Below are 17,657 nucleotides of genomic sequence, written 5' to 3'. Positions count from 1 at the left end.
CGGCCTGTCTTCCGCCCAGGGGGGGCGCCCGTTGTAACGCCTGGGCCCACGCCCTAGTCTGTTCCCCGACCCCGGAGGAGCAGGCCGTGAGCGAGTCCCGACCCCTGAACCGCTACAGCGCGCGCATCACCCGGCCCGAGGCGCAGGCGGCCTCCCAGGCCATGCTGCACGCGACCGGTCTGACGCCGGAGGACCTCGAGAAGGCCCAGGTCGGCATCGCGTCCATGTGGTGGGAGGGCAATCCCTGCAACATGCACCTGCTCGACCTGGCCGCGGACGTGGCGGCCGGCGTGCGGGAGGCCGACCTCGTCCCGATGCGCTTCAACACCATCGGCGTGAGCGACGGCATCTCGATGGGCACCGACGGGATGAGCTTCTCCCTGCCGTCGCGGGATCTCATCGCCGACTCCATCGAGACCGTGGTGCGCGCCCAGTGGTACGATGGCCTCGTCTGCCTGCCCGGCTGCGACAAGAACATGCCGGGGTCGCTCATGGCGCTCGGCCGCTTGGATCGACCCGGGCTGATGATCTACGGCGGCACCATCCGGGCGGGCCGTCTCGACGGTGAGGCCCTGGACGTGGTGTCGGTGTTCGAGAGCTACGGACAGCGCCTGGCCGGCACCATCGACGAGCAGCGCTTCCGGCGCGTCGTGCGCACCGCGTGCCCCGGCCCCGGGGCCTGCGGAGGGATGTACACGGCCAACACCATGGCCAGCGCCGCCGAGGCGCTGGGCATGACCCTGCCGTTCAGCGCCTCCACCCCCGCCACCGATCCGGCCAAGCGCGCCGAGTGCCGTGCGGCCGGCGCCGCGCTCCGCCGCCTGCTGGAGCTGGACCTCACACCGCGCAAGATCCTCACGCGCGCCGCGTTCGAGAACGCGTTGGTGCTGGTGACGGTGCTGGGCGGCTCCACCAATGCGGTGCTCCACCTGCTTGCCATCGCCGCGTCGGTGGACGTGCCGCTCGACCTCGCGGACATCCAGGCCGTGAGCGACCGCACCCCGTGGCTGGCGGACCTCAAGCCGTCCGGGCGCTACGTCATGGAGGATCTGCACCGGGTGGGCGGCGTCCCGGCCGTGTTGAAGCGGCTCCTGCGCGAGGGCCTCGTGGACGGGTCGTGCCTCACCGTGACGGGCCGCACGCTGGCGGAGAACCTGGAGGACGTGGACGACCTGCACGAGGGTCAGGACGTGGTGCGCCCGCTGTCCCGCCCGCTCAAGCCCACCGGACACCTGCGCATCCTGCACGGGAGCCTGGCGCCAGAGGGCGCGGTGGCCAAGATCACCGGCAAGGAGGGCCTGCGGTTCAGCGGACCGGCCCGGGTCTTCGACCGGGAGGAAGCGGCCCTGGAGGCGCTGCAGGAAGGAACGATCGCCGAGGGATCGGTGGTGGTGGTGCGCTACGAGGGCCCGAAGGGTGGACCCGGGATGCCGGAGATGCTGACGCTTACATCGGCGATCATGGGTGCGGGCCTGGGCGGATCGGTGGCGCTGATCACGGACGGACGGTTCTCGGGCGGCAGCCACGGCTTCGTGGTCGGCCACGTGGCCCCGGAGGCACAGGTGGGCGGACCGATCGCGCTGCTGGCGGACGGGGACGGCGTCACCATCGACGCGGAGGCGAACCGCATCGAGTGGGACATCCCCCCGGAGGAACGGGCCCGGCGCCGGGCCGCCTGGCGCGAGCCTCCGTTGCCGGTCGACCGCGGGGTGCTGCTGAAGTACGTGCGCAGCGTCTCCTCCGCGTCGCTGGGCTGCGTGACGGACCGATGAGGTTCGCGGTGGTGGGCGCGGGCGGCCTGGGCGGCTACCTGGGCGCCCTGCTCGCGCGGGCCGGCGAGGACGTGCACCTGGTGGCGCGCGGCGCACACCGGGAGGCGATCGTCGCGGATGGGCTGCGCATCCGGGAGCCCGCGGGGGAATGGGTGGTGCGCGTACCCTGCGCGGTGTCGGCTGCCGACGTGGGCAGGCCGGACGTCGTGCTGATCACCGTCAAGACCTACGATCTGGACGCGGTGGCCCCCTCGGTGCGCGCGTTGGTGGAGCAGGGTGCGCTCGCCGTGCCGCTCCTGAACGGGGTGGACGCCGTCGAACGACTGGTGGCCGCGGGTGTGCGGGCGGACCGCGTGCTGGCGGGTCTGGCCTACGTCACGGCCTTCAAGACCGGACCCGGCGTGCTCGAGCGCCAGGGCGAGCATCGCCGCATGGTGTTGAGTTCCCCGGCCGGCGCGCCCGCCGGGTTCGTCACCCCGCTGGCCCGGGCGCTCGCGCGGGCGGGGGTGGACGTGGAGGTCTCCGCGGATCTGCGCGCCGAGCTCTGGCGGAAGATGGGCGTGGTATGCGCTCTGGCCACGCTCTGCGCCCCGGCGCGCTCGGCGCTGGGACCCGTGCGGGCCCATCCGCACGGGCGCGCGCTCCAGGAGCGCGCGGTGGCCGAGGTAGCCCGGGTGGCGCGCGCGCTCGGCGTGCCCGTCCCCGACGACGAGGAGGCCCAGGTGCACGCGGTGCTCGACGCCTTCCCGGACACGTTCTATCCGAGCTTGCTCCACGATCTTCGCACCGGCCGGCGCACCGAGGTGCACGCGCTGAACGCCACGGTCGCACGCCTGGCACGCCAGGCGGGCATCGAGGCGCCCTTGGCCGAGCTCACGGCGCTGGCCGTGGAGCCGCAGCCTCCGCGCTAGCGCAACCGGACCAGCACGCTCCCCCCGTCGAGCGCGCGTTCCTGCTCGGCCACCTCGGGACGCTCGCGCAGCAGGGCTTCGACCGCCTCGCGCAGTCGGGGCCCATCGCTGGAGTGGAGCCCGCGTCCGGTGACGATCCGCACCACGCCTCCCGCGTGCTGGCGTGCGGTCCGCTCCAGGAAGAACCGCACCTTGCTCTCGGCCTGCCAGACCTCCAGCCCATGCAGATCGAGCGTCTCGTCCGCGTTCCGGTGGCGCAGCCGGTCCGCGTGCCCGGGGTCGGAGCCGGAGACGGTGGGGATGCGGCGTCTGCCCATGGCGCGTGGCGAGGGACGGTGGCGAGGGAACCGGTTCGGCGGCGCCCTCAGGGCGGCCGCTCGGACGCCCTACGATCGCGGGCGCGGCCGCCCCCGTCCACCCGGATACAGGGTGGCCCGGGACCTGCTGTACCGACGCCACGTTGGATCGTCGCACGAGGCGGCGTATCCGCCGAGAATGGCTTCATTCCTGGACGTTCGCCGGTCGATGATCGCCAGCGCAGTCCCCTGGACCTCCGGTCCGCAGGGTACGGACATCCGCTCCGACCGGGCCCCGGAGCCCCGTGCGCAGGTGGTCCTCGTTCCCGGTTCGAGCGCGGCCGCCCGGCGGATGCACGCGTCGGCCATCGAGGACCCGCCGGTCGGCGAGGAGTTGCGTGTCCTGCTGAGCCCCGACGCCCGTCCGCATCTGAAGGCGGCTCCGGGTCTGACCGTCGGGCTCTGGCCGGTGACCGATGGGCCCCGGAACCGGGCGGTCTTCGAGGCCCTGCGGCCCGGGGCCCTCGTGCTCCTGTGCCGCAGCGGCCGCATCTGTGGGATCCACACGCTGCTGGTCACCGACCCGGGGCTGGACCACGGCCGCCTCGGGGGCGGGGAGACCCGACGCGGGCCCGGGCTGGTGCTGGCCGTCGGCGACCCCGTGGATCTCGACTATGCCGACGTCCGCGCCGCTCTGGGCTCGGGACCGGCCTCGGGGCCCTCGGGGCTGACCTTGCTCGAGGGCGAGGCCGCCCTGGACGTGGCTGCGCTCCTGCCCGCACCCGTGGAGCCCGCGTCCGTCGAGCCCGCGGTCCATCCGGGGCCATCCCCGTCGCCCGAAGGGCTCCCGGCGCCGACCGGGGCGGCCTCCGTCCCCGACGATCCGATGGATCGCTGGTACCGGCAGGGTCTGGTGGCCCAGCGCGACGCGCTGCGGATCGCGGTACAGGGGGCCCGCGGTGGAGACGCGGGTGACGTCGACTCGCTGCGCCGTCTGGCCGCGGCGCTGGCGCGCCGCGCGGCCGAGCGGTTCCCTGACCTCGCGCTGGCGGCCGATCGCTGTGCCCGTGGCCCCGGGCCTGCGTTGCTGGACGCCGCGCAGGCCCTGGTGCGGCGGGTCGAGGCCGAGATCGAGCCCGGTGCCGCCGACGTCGTCACCGTCCTGGTGGTCGAGGACGACGCCACCACGGTGGTGCTCCTGCGTGCCATCCTCGACGCACCCGGTCGTCGTATCCTCGTCGCCGGCACCAAGGCCGAGGCCGATCGATTGCTTTCCCTCGAGCGCGTCGACCTGGTCATCCTCGATCAGACGCTGCCCGACGTGGACGGACGGGAGCTGCTCGTGGAGCTGCGGGAGCGACCGAGCACCTCGGCGGTGCCCATCATCGTGGTCTCGGGTGCCTCGGGGGCGCAGCCGCAGACGGAGGGGTTTGCGCTCGGTGCCGACGCGTACTTCACCAAGCCGGTGCACCCCGCGGTGCTGTCGGCGTCCGTCGGCGCCTTCCTGCTGCGCGCAGCGCAGATCCGGGATCAGGCCCTGCGCGACCCGCTCACCGGCCTGCGGACCCGCAACGTCTTCCTGGGTGCGCTGGGCGACACCTGGAGCGCGCTGGTCCGCAAGGGAGAGCCGCTGACGCTCGGCCTGCTGGACGTGGACCGCTTCCGGGCGCTCAACGACTTCCACGGACGGGATGTGGGAGACGCGGTCCTCCGACTCCTCGCCAGCCGACTGTCGACCGTGCTGCGGCGCTCGGACCTGGTGGCGCGCTGGGGGGACGACGCGTTCGCGATCGCGCTTCCCCACACCGACGTTGCCGCGTCCCATGTGGCGCTCGCCAAGATCCGCGCCGCGCTCGCGGCACCGGGACCGACCGCCTCGGGTGTGCGGGTGCCGGACGTGACCTGCTCCGTGGGTCTGGTGGCGCTCGACTCCGCCGAGAGTCTGGAGGACGGCATCATGATGGCCGAGCGGCGGCTGGCGCAGGCGGCCCGGGGCGGGGGAGGCCGCATCGTCGACTCCGACGAGCGTGAGCTGCCCGTCGACGCCACCGTCCTGCTGGTCGAGGACGATCCGCTCACCGCGCGGCTCATCGAGGAGCGACTCACCCGTGACGGTCTGAAGGTCGTCCACTTCGGCGATGGCCTCGACGCGCTGGAGATGACGCCCACGCTGACCACGGCTGCCATCATTCTCGACGTCGCCACGCCGGGCACCGACGGATTCGGTCTGCTGCGCAAGCTGCGCGAGAGCGCGGCCTTCGCGCAGGTCCCCATCATGATGCTCACCATGGAGCGGGACGCCCAGGTGTCACGAGCCTTCTCGATGGGCGCCACGGATACGCTGCGCAAGCCGTTCTCGCTGAGCGAGCTCTCCGCCCGGGTGCAGCGCCTGATCGGCGGGGGCTGACGATGGGCCTGCTGGAGCTGCTGGGCGCGCTCGGTCGCAGCCTGGCTCCGTCGCTTCCGGTCCTCGCCTGGCTGACGCTGCTACTGGTCCTCCTGGCCTTCGGGCTGGCGCTGCTGGCATTGGGGTATCGCGCGCAAGCGCGCCGCCGGATGGAACGGCGCCAGCGTCTCGCCGCCGAGTGGGATCCACGCATCGTGGAGGCGCTCTTCGCCGGGGACGAGACGGCGCCCTTCCTGGTCGCCGACGAGGACCGGCTGCCGTTCGTGGGCAACCTCCTGCGCTTCGCCCGCCGGCTGGCGGGGGAGGACCGGGAGCGGGTGCGCCGCCTCGCGCTCCCGTTCCTGCCCGAGGTGGCGGCACGCGCGCAGCGTCGCTCCCCTGCGGTGCGCGCGCGCGCGGTGCAGACCCTGGGTGAGCTGGGGTGGCCGGAGTACCGCGCGGAGATCGTACGGGGCCTCGACGACGAGTCTCCGCTGGTCACGATGATGGCCGTGCAGACGCTCGCGCGTCCGGCATCGGTGGAGCACATGCCGGACGTGCTGCAGCGGCTTCCCCGTCTCACGGACTGGACCCCCCGGTTCCTCGCCTCGACCCTGGCGGCGGGCGGACCGGAGGCCGCGCCGGCCTTGCGGGCCGCCCTGGCCGATCCGACGCACGACGCGTGGGTGCGCTCCGCCGTCGCGGAGGCGCTCCGCCAGCTCAACGACTTCGGGAGCGCGGATGTCGCGGCCGACGTCCTGGAGCTGGAGGTGGATCGCGAGGTGGTCGCGGCGACGCTCCGCCTCCTGGGCCAGGTCGGCAACTCGGATCACCTGGACGTGGTGACGCGGCGGACGTCGGATCCGGACTTCGTGGTGCGGGTGGCGGCCGCGGATGCGCTGTCGGCGCTGGGCGGCCCCGAGGAGCTGGAACGCCTCAAGAGCATGGTCTACGAGGACCCGTCGCAGTGGGTCGCGCTGCGGGCCGCCCGTAGCCTGCTGCAGGCGGGGTGGCGGGCCGAGCTACGCGCGCTCGCGCTGTCGTCCCACCCGCGGGCCGCCATCGGCTCCCAGGTGCTGGCGGAGGGGAGCCCACGATGACGGAGCTCGTCCTGCCGCTGGTCGAGGCGTTCAACCTGCTCGTACTCGTCTACTTCGGCTTGATCAACACCGTATACGGTGCCATCACGGTGCAGGCGGTCCGCGCACTGGGTCGCTATGTCCCCAGCCTCGGGACGTTCAGCGCGTTGGAGCCCACGCTGATCGCCGCCGCGCCGCCGATCACGGTCTTCGCGCCCGCCTACAATGAAGAGGCGACCTGCGTGGAGTCCGTGCGCTCACTGCTGGCGCTCGACTATCCCGAACACGAGATCCTCGTCGTCAACGACGGATCGAGCGACGGCACGCTGGCGCGTCTCAAGGAGGCGTTCGATCTCGTACCCGGCGTGCGCGCGCGTACGGCGCAGATCCCCACCGCACGTGTGCGCGGGCTGTACTCCAGCCGACTCCACCCCAACCTGTGGGTCCTGGACAAGGAGAATGGCGGCAAGGCGGATGCGTTGAACGCGGCGGTCAACCACTGCGTCACGCCGCTCTTCTGTGCGATGGACGCCGACAGCCTGCTCGAGCGGGACGCCCTGATGCGCATCGTGCGCCCCTTCCTGGAGGACGCCACCACGGTGGCGGCCGGTGGGATGATCCGGGTCGCCAACTCCTGCAAGCTGAAGGGCGGGGTCATCACCGAGGTGCGCCTGCCGAAGAGCCGTCTGGCCCGCTTCCAGGTCCTCGAGTACCTGCGTGCCTTCCTGGTGGGACGGGTGGGCTGGACGAGCGCGAATGCGTCGCTCGTCATCTCGGGCGCGTTCGGTCTGTTCAAGCGCCTGACGGTCGTGGGAGCGGGTGGCTACGCCAGCCGCTTCACCCTGGGAGAGACCGTGGGCGAGGACATGGAGCTGGTGGTGCGCCTCAAGCGGCATTGCCAGGAGAGCGGCACGCCCTGTCGCATCGCGTTCGTGCCCGACGCGGTGGCCTGGACCGAGGTGCCGGAGGATCTACGGACGCTCGGCCGGCAGCGGGACCGCTGGCAGCGCGGCCTGTACGAGAGCCTGGTGCGCCACCGGCAGATGCTGTTCAATCCGCGCTACGGATTCACCGGGATGATCGCCTTCCCGCACTTCTTCTTCCTGGAGATGGTGGGACCGATCATCGAGGTGCTGGGCTACGGGACCTTCGCGCTCAGCCTCGTGATGGGATGGGCGGTGTCGGGCTATGTCATCGTGTTCTTCTTGATGGCGGTCGTGCTCGGCGCCCTGACCTCCCTCGTGGCCGTGGCGCTGGAGGAGTACGCCTTCCACCGGTACCTGCGGATGCGCGACGTGCTGTCGCTCTTCCTTCTGGCGGTGGGCGAGAACTTCGGGTACCGGCAGCTCACCGTGTTCTGGCGCTTCCGTGGGATGTGGAAGCTGCTACGCGGTCAGGCGGACTGGGGACGGATGCAGCGGAAGGGATTCGACGCCGAGCCCACCGCCCGCCTGCCTCAGAAGACCCAGGCGCCCGCGAGTCCGATCGAAGTGTAGCGGTAGGCGCCGCTTCCGCCCGACAGGCGGAGCGCGTCCGAACGGGTCCACGAGCCCGTCAGCGCCAGCTCCCGACCGGGGGCCAGCCGGTAGCGCGCCTCTGCCGCCGTGCGCGGCGCGACGCTGGTGCCGTCCTGCAGCGCGCTGGTCTGGAGCCCACCCGCGACCTCCACGAAGCCGCTCCAGGCCCCACGCTCGCCCTGGGCCCGGACCGGAAGCTCGACCAGCGCGAAGTGGCCGGGATCGAAGTAGCCGTCGCGCACGTCGTGCGCGAAGCCGAAGCCGCGCGCCACCACGCCCAGCTGCAGACGATCACCGAGCGTGCGGTCGACGCGCCCCCCGGCGGACCAGTAGCGGTTGGACTCGGTGCCGCGGTAGCGGGCCACCGCCGTCGTGGCCTGCGCGGCCCACGGACCGCTCGTCCAGGCTCCGTCCACGCCGAGCTCGTCGGCCCGGACGCCGCGTTCGATCAGCGTGCTCGTGAAGTTGCGGGCACTGCGCGAGACCCGCAGACCGCCCTGGAGCGCCCGACCCACCGGCGAGCGCAGCGCCACGTCCAGGTCGGCGGTGACATCCTGCCCCAGGACGCTGGTCTCGCTGGCGCCCACGCCTCCGCTGATGCGCCACCCGGACGGGAGGGTCACGGTGGTGGTCAGGTGGTAGGCCGCCGCCTTGCGGTCGCGCTCGGTGCCGAATCCGGTCGAGCGCAGGTAGGTGTCCCAAACCAGGCGCACGCCCTGCGCGACCGGGTAGGCGCCCCCCAGGGAAAGCGTCGTGATGCGGTTGTCGTCGGTGTCGCGCTCATGGGTCAGGCGGGTCTGCACGCCGAGCCCGGCGTCCGCGCGATTCCAGGCGCGTTCGTCCGCCAGCGCGGCATCGTACGGCGCGACGTCCTCCGCCCGCTCCAGCAGGGGACGGGCGGCGCGTGCGTCTCCCAGCCAGCGCAGCGTCTGCGCGCGACCCACCAGCGCTTCGACGTCCGAGGGATGCTGCTCCAGGACGCGTCGCCACTCCCGGTCGGCCGTCTCCAGCCGGCCCTCCCGGGCCTCCAGGCGCGCCAGCGCCTTGCGCGCGTCCCCGTGGTCGGGCTGCACGCGCAGCACCTCCTCCAATGCCTGCCGCGCTTCCGCGCGCCGATCCAGACGCAGGTCCACGTAGGCCAGGCCCACCAGCGCGCCCGTGTGATCGGGGCAGGCCGCGCGTACGTGGTCGAAGGCCGCGCGCGCGTCCTCGAGCGCACCCGACCGGTACGCGGACCAGCCGTCGTCCACCCGGGCCGCCACGGCACAGGAGGACTGGGCGACGCCCGGGGCGGGAATCACGAGCGCTCCGCCGAGGAGCAGTCCGGAGAGCAGGAGCGCGGCACGCATGATCAGTCGTCGAACTCCACGATGGTGAGACCGGCGAGGCCGGTGGCCACGAACAGCAGGTCGCCCTTCACGTCCACGAAGTTGGCCGAGCCCTTGAGGTCGATGCGACCCACGATCTCGAACCCGGGCGCGCCGTTCCCGAGACGATCCAGGTCGGTGCGCGCCTCGGCCATCCACAGCCCGCCCTCGCCGTTCGCGACGAACAGCAGGTCCTTGTACCAGGCGAGCCCGTTGGAGACCGAGACACCCGGTCCCCGCGGCGCGGGCACGCGCTCGACGATCTCGCCCGTGGCCACGTTGGCGACCACCACGCCCCCGTCCCCCGCCGCGGCGAAGGCGAGGTCCCCCAGCACGAAGAGGGAGGATTTCGCGTTCGGGGTGCTGGCCCCGCCGAGGGTGATGTCGCGCAGCCGTGAGCGCGAACGCCGGTCGTAGACGCGGAGCATGCCCGGCGTGCCTCGCATCGCCACGACCCAACGATCGGTGACATCCACGGCCCGCGCGTCGTTCAGCGCATCGGTGAAGACCGGGTTCAAGGAGCGATCGAACACCGTGAGATGCCCGCTCGAGCCCGACGTCGCGTAGATCTCCCCGCCGTACACCTTCACGCCGGTGCCGGCGAAGCTCGACAGCTCCACGCGACGCTGCGAGACGAGCGCCTTGGCGCCGTTCGCGACCGACATCACCTCCAGGACGGCCGGGGTGCGGAAGGACTCGTCCGCAGTGGCGGTGGCCAGGTACAGGTCGCCGCCCGACAGGTCGACGGCGGACACCTCGGAGTCGTAGAGCAACGCCTGAGCGCGCAGGCGGGGATCCTCGTCGTTGAGCTTGTCGAAGACGTCGATGGCGCCGCGGAAGACCTCCCCTCGGACGTTGTAGGCCACGAAGGCGCGCGACCCGTCCCGCACCAGGTGGGAGGCCTGGAGCTGCACGCCGGCGACGACCGGCGGATCCACGCGGGCCACCTGCTTCATCTTGTAGGAGGCGCCGCCGCCTGCGGCGTCCGCCGCGGCCAGCACCGGCAGCTCTTCTCCGCCCAGGTACGTGACGCGGGCGTCGAGAACGACCGAGTCCTCGACGACGTCCAGGTGCTCCCAGAGGGTCGGGTCGAGGGGCGTCTGGTCGAGACAGGCCGCCAGGCCGAGGGTCAGGCCCAGCGCGAGGGCCGACCGGGTCATGATCCGCATCCTCCGTCCACCTCCGTCGGTTGAGGAGCGCCGCCGGTCGCGGACCTCGCCCGCGACCTCTGCGCCGCGTCGGTGCGACCTGCTGCACCGTGGGGGAGCAACCGGTGTGCCAGATCGGCCGTTGCGCTCCTACGACAACGGGCGCCCCCGGAGGGGCGCCCGCAGGTGGGTGCGGCGCCGGCGCCTCAGGGGCGCCGGGCCGCTGCCTCGGCAGGAAGGGTCGGGTCGACCCCGTCGGGGGTCAGCTCACCGGACGCACCGTCCAGGTGTCGTTCGATCGATCCGTATCCGGCAGGAGCGCCGCGGGATCGATGGTCACCCGGACCGGTGCGGCCGCCGTCTCCAGCTCGAGGACGTAGTCGTCACCGCGCATCCAGACCTCGGCCGGCAGGGTCTCCCGCAGCACCTCCCCGTTCTCGAGCTCGATCTCCAGAGGTACGGGCATGATCAGCCCGGAGCGGTTGGTGAGGCGCACGCGGGTGGTGCCCTGCTCGTAGGCCACGCCAGCCACGGACTGGTCGAGCGTCTCCGTGGTCCGGAACCAACCCCGCCAGAACCAGGCGAGCTGCTCCCCGCTGACCTCCTCCATCATGCGGTAGAAGTCCCACGGCTTCGGGTGCTTGTAGGCCCAGTTGCGGATGTAGCTCTTGAACGCCGCGTCGAAGCGGTCGGGCCCGAGCACGAGCTCCCGCAGCAGGATCAGGCCGTAGCCGGGCTTGCGGTAGGCCATGAAGCCGAGACCTTCGCGGCGCAACACGTCCGGATAGGTCTCGATGGGCTGGTCCGCGGTCGCCGCCAGCATCTGCTGCACGATGTTCGGCGAACTGGTCGACTGGGCCCGCTGCGCGTCGTCCCCGTAGAAGGCCAGGTTCGAGTAGTGGTTGATGAAGGTGTTGAAGCCTTCGTCCATCCACGCGTAGCGGCGCTCGTCGTTGCCCACGATCATCGGGAACCACGAGTGACCGAACTCGTGGTCGGTCACGCCGAAGAGCCCCTGGCCGCGGGCGCGCACCGAGCAGAAGACGATGCCGGGGTACTCCATCCCGCCCACGATCCCGGCCACGTTCACGGCCACCGGCCAGGGGAAGCGGAACCACTGCTGCGAGTAGTAGGGGATCGTGTGCTGCAGGTACTCGGTGGACCGCTCCCAGCCGGGGTTCTCGTCGGTACCGATCCCTTCACGGGGGTAGGCGGACTGGAGCAGGACGCCTTCCCAGCTGCTGGCGTCCCAGATGAAGGCGCGCGACGCGGCCCAGCTGAAGTCGCGCGCGTTCTCGAGGCGGTACTTCCAGGTCAGCGCCCCCGATCCGGAGGGCCGGCTGGCCGCCGTACCGACCTCGTCCGCCGAGACGATCATCACGGTCTCGCGCGTCGCGCGTGCGCGCTCCATCCGGCGCTGCTGCTCCGCGGTCAGCACGTCCTGCGGGTTGAGGAGCTCTCCTCCCGCCACGACGATGACGTCCCGGGGCACGGTGATCTCGACGTCGTAGGTGCCGTAGTCGAGATAGAACTCGCCCTGGCCCAGGTAGGGCAGGGGGTTCCAGCCGTCCACGTCGTCGTAGACGTACATGCGCGGATACCACTGGGCCAGCTCGTAGACCCAGCCGTCGGCCCCTTCCAGCCGTCCCATGCGGTCGGCGCCGTACTCGGGGATGACGAAGGACCAATCGATCTCGATGTCGATCGTTCCGCCTTCACCCGCGAGCGGCGTCTCGAGGTCCAGGCGCATCCGTGTGTCGTCGATCGTGGTCGAGGGACGGTAGCGTGTCCCGCTGTGGACCACCTCCACGCGGGACAGGTCCACGCCGCCCCCGGGGAACGCGCCCCGCCACCGCGATCCCGAGTTCACGAGGGCGCCGCGGCTGCCGGGACGGAAGAGGTTCTGTTCGAGCTGGATCCAGAGGAATTCCAGCTCGCCCGGGGAGTTGTTGGTGTACGTGATGGTCTCCGAGCCCGTGACGCGGTGCGCGGAGGGGTCCAGCGTGGCGCGGATGCGGTAGTCGGCGCGCTGTTGCCAGTAGTCCTCGCCGGGCTCGCCCGTGGGGGCGCGCACGAGGCCCGGGTCGGGCAGCTCGAGCGGCGCGAACATCGCCTGGTTGGTGGGGGGGAGCGTCTGGGGGACCTGGGCGGCGAGAGGCGCCGCCATGAGCGCGAAGTGGAGGGCCAGCACGGCCGTCCGGCGCGCGTGCGGTGCGAGGGAGCGCATGGTTCGTCCTTCCTGGGAGCTCGGCCCCCGAGTGGGGCCGAAACGCCGGGACGGTACCCCCGGCGGCGAGCGGGGTTCGGTTCCGGAGGGGAAGGACCATTGCCCGCATGCCCTCCCGGCCCCCTCTTGGGGCGGGTCCCCGCGCTCCTCTCCACCGGAGTCCAGCCGATGCGTCGTGTCTCCTTCCTGGTCGTCCTCACCGCCCTCCTGGTGCCTCCGGTCGGAGCGCAGCAGGCGCCGGATGCCCGCGTGGGCGGCGCGGGCTCCGCCAACTACGCGCTGGCCGCCCGCTTCGCGCCGTACCGTATCTCGGAGCTGGTCGGCGACACCCGCGTCGACCCGCAGTGGATCCGCAACGGCGACCGCTTCTGGTACGAGTGGGAGGACTCCGACGGCAAGGACTTCCTTCTGGTCGATCCCGCCCGTGGCACGCGCCAACAGATCTTCGACCGGGACCGGATCGCGGCCGAGCTCACGCGGCTGACGCGCGACCCCTGGGACGCGCAGCACCTCCCGATCCGCAACATCCGCTTCGTCGACGACAACACCCTCCAGTTCGAGGTGGAGACCTCGCAGGACGAGGAGATCGTCGAGGCGGACACGGCCCGCGGACAGGACGAGCAGCGGCAGGGGCAGCGCCGGCCGCGCACCCGCAAGGAGGTCATGTACTTCGAGTACGACGTGGACACCCGTACGCTGCGGCGCCTGGACGACTACGAAGCGCCGGACCGGCATCCGGCGTGGGCCAGCGTCTCGCCGGACACCTCCTGGGTCGTCTTCAGCCGTCACTTCGATCTCTGGATGATGAGCTGGGACGAATACCGGAAGATCCTCGACGCCCGCCGCGGCAAGACCGGGGAGGAAGCGGATTCGGCCGAGGCCGGCGTGCAGGTGGAGGAGATCCGTCTGACCACCGACGGCGAGGAGCACTACAGCTGGGGCTTCGCCGGCCGCGGCGACAACGACGACGAGACCCTGAAGGAGTACGACAAGCGGCAGCGCTCGGGCGTATCCTGGTCGCACGACGCGCGGTGGCTGGCGCTCACGCGCCAGGACCGGCGCGAGGTGGGAGACCTCTGGGTGATCCACAGCACGGGGAATGAGCGACCCCAGCTCGAGACGTACAAGTACGACATGCCCGGCGAGGAGAACGTCACCCAGACCGAGCTGTGGGTCTTCGACCTGGAAGCGCGCGCTCCGAAGAAGATCGACGACACGCCCTGGAAGGATCAGCGCATGGGGGTCTTCGACGACCCCGAGAGCACGGGGGGTGGCGGGTTCTTCGGCGGAGGAGGCGGGAACGGCTCCGAGGAGATCCCCATCACGCGCTGGCTCTCCGATCAGAACGACGAGTTGTACTTCTGGCGGCGCAGCCGCGATCAGCACCGGGTGGACGTGCTCTCCGCCGACCCGGCCACGGGACAGGTGCGCGTGGTCATCGAGGAGCGGCTGAACACCTACGTGGAGCACCAGGACCCGCACCGGCTGGACAACGGCGATCTGTTGTGGTGGTCGGAACAGGACGGCTGGGCCCATCTCTACCGGTACGGCGCCGACGGCACGCTGCGGGCGCAGCTCACCTCGGGGCCCTGGCACGTCGACGAGTTGGTGGGGGTCGACGAGGCCCGCGGGTTCGCCTACCTGGTGGCCAACGGACGCGAGGCCGGCGAGGACCCGTACTACCGACACCTCTACCGGGTGGGCCTCAACGGTGGGGGCGTGACGCTGCTCAACCCCGGGGATGCCGACCACGACGTGGAGATGTCGGAGTCCCGCCGGTGGTTCGTGGACAACCATTCCCGCGTGGACACCACACCGGCCGTGGCGCTGTTCGATGCTGCGGGCCGGAAGGTGCTGGACCTGGAGACCGCGGACCTGAGCCGCCTGGAGGCGGCGGGCTACCGGATGCCGGAGCCCTATCACGTGAAGGCTGCCGACGGCGTGACGGATCTCTACGGCGTGATGTACAAGCCGTACGACTTCGACTCCACCCGGGTCTATCCGGTCGTGGCCTACGTGTATCCCGGACCGCAGACGGAGTCGGTGGCCAAGAGCTTCTCGCTGGCTCCGTACGAGCAGGGGCTGGCGCAGTTCGGCTTCGTGGTGGTGACCATCGGGAACCGGGGGGGCCATCCGGCCCGCTCCAAGTGGTACCACAACTACGGCTACGGCGACCTGCGCGACTACGGCCTCGACGACAAGAAGGCCGCCCTGGAGCAGTTGGGCGCCCGCCACGCCTTCATCGACCTGGAGCGCGTGGGGATCTACGGGCACTCCGGCGGCGGCTTCATGTCCACCGCGGCCATGCTGGTCTATCCGGACTTCTTCAAGGTGGCCGTCTCCTCCTCCGGGAACCACAACAACGACGTCTACAACCAGAACTGGTCGGAGAAGCATCACGGGGTGAAGGAGGTGGAAGGAGACGACGGCGAGGTCACCTTCGAGTACGACATCCCCAAGAACTCGGATCTGGCCGCGAACCTGAAGGGCCATCTCCTGCTGACCACCGGGGACGTGGACAACAACGTGCACCACGCGGGCACGCACCGCATGGCGGAGGCGTTGATCCGGGCCGGGAAGCGCTTCGATTTCTTCGTCTTCCCCGGGCAGCGTCACGGGTACGGCAACATGAGCGACTACTGGTACTGGCTGCGTGCCGAGTACTTCGTCCGCCACCTGCTGGGCGACGACCGCTGGAGCGCCGACCTGACCGAGCTCCAGAACGAGCGGCCGCGCACGGGATCCACGCGCCGGGGCGGCTGAGGCGGGGAGGGGAGCCGGGGGGGCCAGGCCGGCAGCCCCGGCTCAATCCCTCCCCCCGCCCGGCCGATACTCCAGGGGCCGAGGGGCTCGTCCGGAGGGGCGTGCCCCGGTGCGAGCCCAAGAAAGCCCATGGACCCGTCGATCGACCTCGGACCGAGCGCCGCCGAACAGGAGGCGCTGGCGTCCGTGATGCAACGCGTGGAGGAGCGGTCCGAGACCGCTCGCCAGGTCACCGAGGCGCAGCGACCGAGCAAGCCGTTCCTCGCGCGCCCCAGCACGATGATCGGATCGAGCGTGGTGCTGGTGGGCGTGCTGATCTTCAACGCGGTGTCCCTGAAGCGGGAGCCGGTCGCGCTGACCAGCCAGCAGGCCGCCGATGTCGCGCACGCCCACGCCGCCCTGACCGTGCTGGGCGTGGAGGCGTTCCGGGCCGAGCAGGGCCGCCTGCCGGGTTCCCTCGACGAGCTGCAGTTCGGCTTCGACGGCCTCCAGTATCACCCGAGCGGAACGCGCTACTCCCTTACGGCCGAGGTGGATGGACAGGCTTCCCATCTCGCCGAGTATGATGACCCCGGCCGTCTCCTCGTGTCCGGGGGAGGCCGTCCATGAGCCCCCGTCGACCGTCCCGGCGCGCCGGGTTCACGCTGCCCGAGCTGCTGTCCGCCATGGTGATGATCGGCATCCTGGCCGCCATCGCCGTGCCACGCATGCGCGGCCCCATCGGCCGCGCCGACAGCGCGCGCATCCTCACCGACTTCAACACCATCCGCCATACGGCCTACGAGGTCCTCGAGGACAAGGGCCGCTTCCCGCTCTCGGGCGCCGCGGGCATGGTGCCGAAGGAGATGGACGGGGAGGTCCCGCCCTTCCAGTACAAGGGCATGACCTACACCTGGACGTCCGTGGATCTGCGCAGCGTGAAAGGCGGCGTCTTCGGAGGGCGGGCGCTGGGCATCCTGATCGTGGCGTTCAACGGCAAGACGGATGTCGCCGATGCGCTCGCGACCCGGGAGGCCAAGCCCATCGCGGGCGGTGCGCTGAACGATTTCTACTGGACGCCGCAGCAGGCGCTGTTCGTCATCCTCGAGTAGGTGCGCGGCACGGCGCTGGAACGACGACGCGGCGGGGCCCGATCGGACCTCGCCGCGTGTTCGTTCCACCGTCCTGCACACCGCGTCCGGGTACCGGCTCGGCTCCGTGCCGTCGGCGCCCGGGCTCAGCCCTTGGTGTAGTAGAAGCGCTCGTGGACGATCTTCCCGTCCTTCCAACGCCGCCGAGCCACCTGCTCCATCCGGATCCGTCCGACGCCCTTCAGCGTCACGTCCCACATCCACTCCGAGAACGTGGTGTCCCCGTCCACGGCGGAAGCGACCAACTCGGCACCGTGGAAGTCCTCCACGCTCGCGAAGAACTCCTGCTCGCGCGCGCGGTTGCGGTCCTTGCCCACGAACGGCTCCACGCCGGGCTCCTGCATCACCACGTCGTCCGCATAGTGGGTCTCGAAGGCCTCCAGGGCGCGCCCGCTCAGGATGGCCTGGTTCACTTCGTGGTCGAGCTCGGCCACGGTCTTCATGTGCGTGCTCCGTTGTCGGTTCGGGTGTGGTTCGCATCCGGATCGGTGGCGCCGTCGGACGCCTCGCAGCCGGGTGCCTCGAGTTCCGGGAGCTCCGCCCGGATGCGGTCCAACAGGGTCGTGAGCTGCACCTGCTCCTCTTCCGTGAGCGATCCGAGCAGCTCCTCCTCCATCCCCTCCACGGTCGGGTCGAGCACCGCCAGGAGGTCCCGTCCGGCGTCCTTCAGTCGGCACACCACGACGCGCCGGTCGTCGGCGGAGCGGTCGCGGTCCACCCATCCGGCGTCGACCAGCCGGTCCACCAGCCGGGTGACGCCCGGCGTCCGCTCGACCATGCGTTCGGCGATCTGACCCACCGCGAGCCCCCCGGCCCCGGCGCCCCGCAGGATGCGCAGCACGTTGTACTGCTGTGTGGTGATCCCATGGGCCTCGAAGCGCAGCGCGGCCTGACGGCGCAGGTCGTCCGCCGTCCGGAACAGCCCCAGGAGGGCCTCCTGGGCCGGTGAGCGGAACGGCTGTCCCTGGCGCAGGGCGTCGGCGAGCGAGCGGGGAGGGGATGGCATGCGATGAATCTGGATTAAAAATATGACACGTCAAGTATTTGGCCTGGGAGGACCG

At 71.4% G+C, this 17,657-nt stretch carries 14 protein-coding genes; 8 read left to right on the top strand and 6 right to left on the bottom strand.

Translation table 11 applies throughout. From position 1 onward, the window contains the following. The first annotated feature begins 86 nt into the window (after nucleotides 1–86). Both ilvD and R3E98_07130 read left to right on the top strand, forming a co-directional pair. Nucleotides 87–1,772 (top strand): dihydroxy-acid dehydratase, encoded by a 1,686-nt coding sequence (gene ilvD, locus R3E98_07135; GenBank protein ID MEZ4423164.1) that lies wholly within the window; start codon nucleotides 87–89, stop codon nucleotides 1,770–1,772. After that, entirely contained in the window at nucleotides 1,769–2,683 is a 915-nt protein-coding gene (locus R3E98_07130; GenBank protein MEZ4423163.1) for a ketopantoate reductase family protein, read from the top strand. The genes ilvD and R3E98_07130 overlap by 4 nt, the downstream gene beginning before the upstream one ends. On the opposite strand, the gene R3E98_07125 is transcribed toward R3E98_07130, so the two are convergent. Beyond that, entirely contained in the window at nucleotides 2,680–3,000 is a 321-nt protein-coding gene (locus R3E98_07125) for a Smr/MutS family protein (GenBank protein ID MEZ4423162.1), read from the bottom strand. The genes R3E98_07130 and R3E98_07125 overlap by 4 nt on opposite strands. Before the next feature lie 208 nt (nucleotides 3,001–3,208). On the opposite strand from R3E98_07125, the gene R3E98_07120 reads away from it, so the two are divergent. Genes R3E98_07120 through R3E98_07110 form a run of 3 tightly spaced genes read left to right on the top strand, consistent with a single transcriptional unit; the run spans nucleotide 3,209 to nucleotide 7,940 of the window. Continuing rightward, the gene (locus R3E98_07120; protein ID MEZ4423161.1) at nucleotides 3,209–5,386 is read left to right on the top strand and encodes a response regulator; all 2,178 of its coding nucleotides are present in this window, start codon (nucleotides 3,209–3,211) and stop codon (nucleotides 5,384–5,386) included. 2 nt (nucleotides 5,387–5,388) lie between these two features. Beyond that, the gene (locus R3E98_07115; protein MEZ4423160.1) at nucleotides 5,389–6,465 is read left to right on the top strand and encodes a HEAT repeat domain-containing protein; all 1,077 of its coding nucleotides are present in this window, start codon (nucleotides 5,389–5,391) and stop codon (nucleotides 6,463–6,465) included. Beyond that, the gene (locus R3E98_07110; GenBank protein ID MEZ4423159.1) at nucleotides 6,462–7,940 is read left to right on the top strand and encodes a glycosyltransferase; all 1,479 of its coding nucleotides are present in this window, start codon (nucleotides 6,462–6,464) and stop codon (nucleotides 7,938–7,940) included. Before R3E98_07115 ends, R3E98_07110 begins: the two co-directional genes overlap by 4 nt. Here the strand turns inward: R3E98_07110 and R3E98_07105 are convergent. The 3 genes from R3E98_07105 to R3E98_07095 all read right to left on the bottom strand — a co-directional run bounded on the left by R3E98_07105 (nucleotide 7,901) and on the right by R3E98_07095 (nucleotide 12,703). Then, on the bottom strand, nucleotides 7,901–9,310 hold the full coding sequence (locus R3E98_07105; GenBank protein ID MEZ4423158.1) for a tetratricopeptide repeat protein: 1,410 nt from the start codon (nucleotides 9,308–9,310) through the stop codon (nucleotides 7,901–7,903). The genes R3E98_07110 and R3E98_07105 overlap by 40 nt on opposite strands. A 2-nt stretch (nucleotides 9,311–9,312) precedes the next feature. Continuing rightward, nucleotides 9,313–10,488 (bottom strand): hypothetical protein, encoded by a 1,176-nt coding sequence (locus tag R3E98_07100; protein ID MEZ4423157.1) that lies wholly within the window; start codon nucleotides 10,486–10,488, stop codon nucleotides 9,313–9,315. 250 nt (nucleotides 10,489–10,738) lie between these two features. After that, nucleotides 10,739–12,703 (bottom strand): M1 family metallopeptidase, encoded by a 1,965-nt coding sequence (locus R3E98_07095; GenBank protein MEZ4423156.1) that lies wholly within the window; start codon nucleotides 12,701–12,703, stop codon nucleotides 10,739–10,741. A 168-nt stretch (nucleotides 12,704–12,871) separates the two neighbouring features. On the opposite strand from R3E98_07095, the gene R3E98_07090 reads away from it, so the two are divergent. From R3E98_07090 to R3E98_07080, 3 genes are all read left to right on the top strand, one after another. Beyond that, nucleotides 12,872–15,466: a DPP IV N-terminal domain-containing protein gene (locus R3E98_07090; GenBank protein MEZ4423155.1), complete on the top strand. Its 2,595-nt coding sequence runs from the start codon at nucleotides 12,872–12,874 to the stop codon at nucleotides 15,464–15,466. 129 nt (nucleotides 15,467–15,595) lie between these two features. Beyond that, nucleotides 15,596–16,075 carry a hypothetical protein gene (locus tag R3E98_07085; protein ID MEZ4423154.1) on the top strand — a complete coding sequence of 160 codons (480 nt, stop codon included), beginning with the start codon at nucleotides 15,596–15,598 and terminating at the stop codon, nucleotides 16,073–16,075. Beyond that, nucleotides 16,072–16,557, top strand: a complete 486-nt coding sequence (locus tag R3E98_07080; GenBank protein MEZ4423153.1) for a type II secretion system protein — start codon at nucleotides 16,072–16,074, stop codon at nucleotides 16,555–16,557. The genes R3E98_07085 and R3E98_07080 overlap by 4 nt, the downstream gene beginning before the upstream one ends. A 125-nt stretch (nucleotides 16,558–16,682) precedes the next feature. Here R3E98_07080 and R3E98_07075 read toward each other — a convergent pair whose 3' ends face one another. Next, a complete protein-coding gene (locus R3E98_07075) occupies nucleotides 16,683–17,039 on the bottom strand; it encodes a SnoaL-like domain-containing protein (protein ID MEZ4423152.1) in 357 nt (118 codons plus the stop codon). Then, nucleotides 17,036–17,602, bottom strand: coding sequence for a MarR family transcriptional regulator (locus R3E98_07070; GenBank protein MEZ4423151.1), 567 nt, complete (start codon nucleotides 17,600–17,602; stop codon nucleotides 17,036–17,038). Before R3E98_07070 ends, R3E98_07075 begins: the two co-directional genes overlap by 4 nt. Nucleotides 17,603–17,657: the final 55 nt, after the last annotated feature.

It is taken from the genome of Gemmatimonadota bacterium (assembly GCA_041390125.1).
Taxonomy (GTDB): Bacteria; Gemmatimonadota; Gemmatimonadetes; order Longimicrobiales; family Gaopeijiaceae; genus JAGQIF01.
Note: the sequence above shows the minus strand (reverse complement) of the source record. Positions and strands in the feature narration are given on the sequence as shown.

Bases quoted from the DNA above. Each gene is read 5' to 3' on its own strand.
- R3E98_07130 (MEZ4423163.1), top strand. From the start codon at position 1,769: ATGAGGTTCGCGGTGGTGGGCGCGGGCGGCCTGGGCGGCTACCTGGGC.
- R3E98_07125 (MEZ4423162.1), bottom strand. From the start codon at position 3,000: ATGGGCAGACGCCGCATCCCCACCGTCTCCGGCTCCGACCCCGGGCAC.
- R3E98_07120 (MEZ4423161.1), top strand. From the start codon at position 3,209: ATGATCGCCAGCGCAGTCCCCTGGACCTCCGGTCCGCAGGGTACGGAC.
- R3E98_07115 (MEZ4423160.1), top strand. From the start codon at position 5,389: ATGGGCCTGCTGGAGCTGCTGGGCGCGCTCGGTCGCAGCCTGGCTCCG.
- R3E98_07110 (MEZ4423159.1), top strand. From the start codon at position 6,462: ATGACGGAGCTCGTCCTGCCGCTGGTCGAGGCGTTCAACCTGCTCGTA.
- R3E98_07105 (MEZ4423158.1), bottom strand. From the start codon at position 9,310: ATGCGTGCCGCGCTCCTGCTCTCCGGACTGCTCCTCGGCGGAGCGCTC.
- R3E98_07100 (MEZ4423157.1), bottom strand. From the start codon at position 10,488: ATGACCCGGTCGGCCCTCGCGCTGGGCCTGACCCTCGGCCTGGCGGCC.
- R3E98_07095 (MEZ4423156.1), bottom strand. From the start codon at position 12,703: ATGCGCTCCCTCGCACCGCACGCGCGCCGGACGGCCGTGCTGGCCCTC.
- R3E98_07090 (MEZ4423155.1), top strand. From the start codon at position 12,872: ATGCGTCGTGTCTCCTTCCTGGTCGTCCTCACCGCCCTCCTGGTGCCT.
- R3E98_07085 (MEZ4423154.1), top strand. From the start codon at position 15,596: ATGGACCCGTCGATCGACCTCGGACCGAGCGCCGCCGAACAGGAGGCG.
- R3E98_07080 (MEZ4423153.1), top strand. From the start codon at position 16,072: ATGAGCCCCCGTCGACCGTCCCGGCGCGCCGGGTTCACGCTGCCCGAG.
- R3E98_07075 (MEZ4423152.1), bottom strand. From the start codon at position 17,039: ATGAAGACCGTGGCCGAGCTCGACCACGAAGTGAACCAGGCCATCCTG.
- R3E98_07070 (MEZ4423151.1), bottom strand. From the start codon at position 17,602: ATGCCATCCCCTCCCCGCTCGCTCGCCGACGCCCTGCGCCAGGGACAG.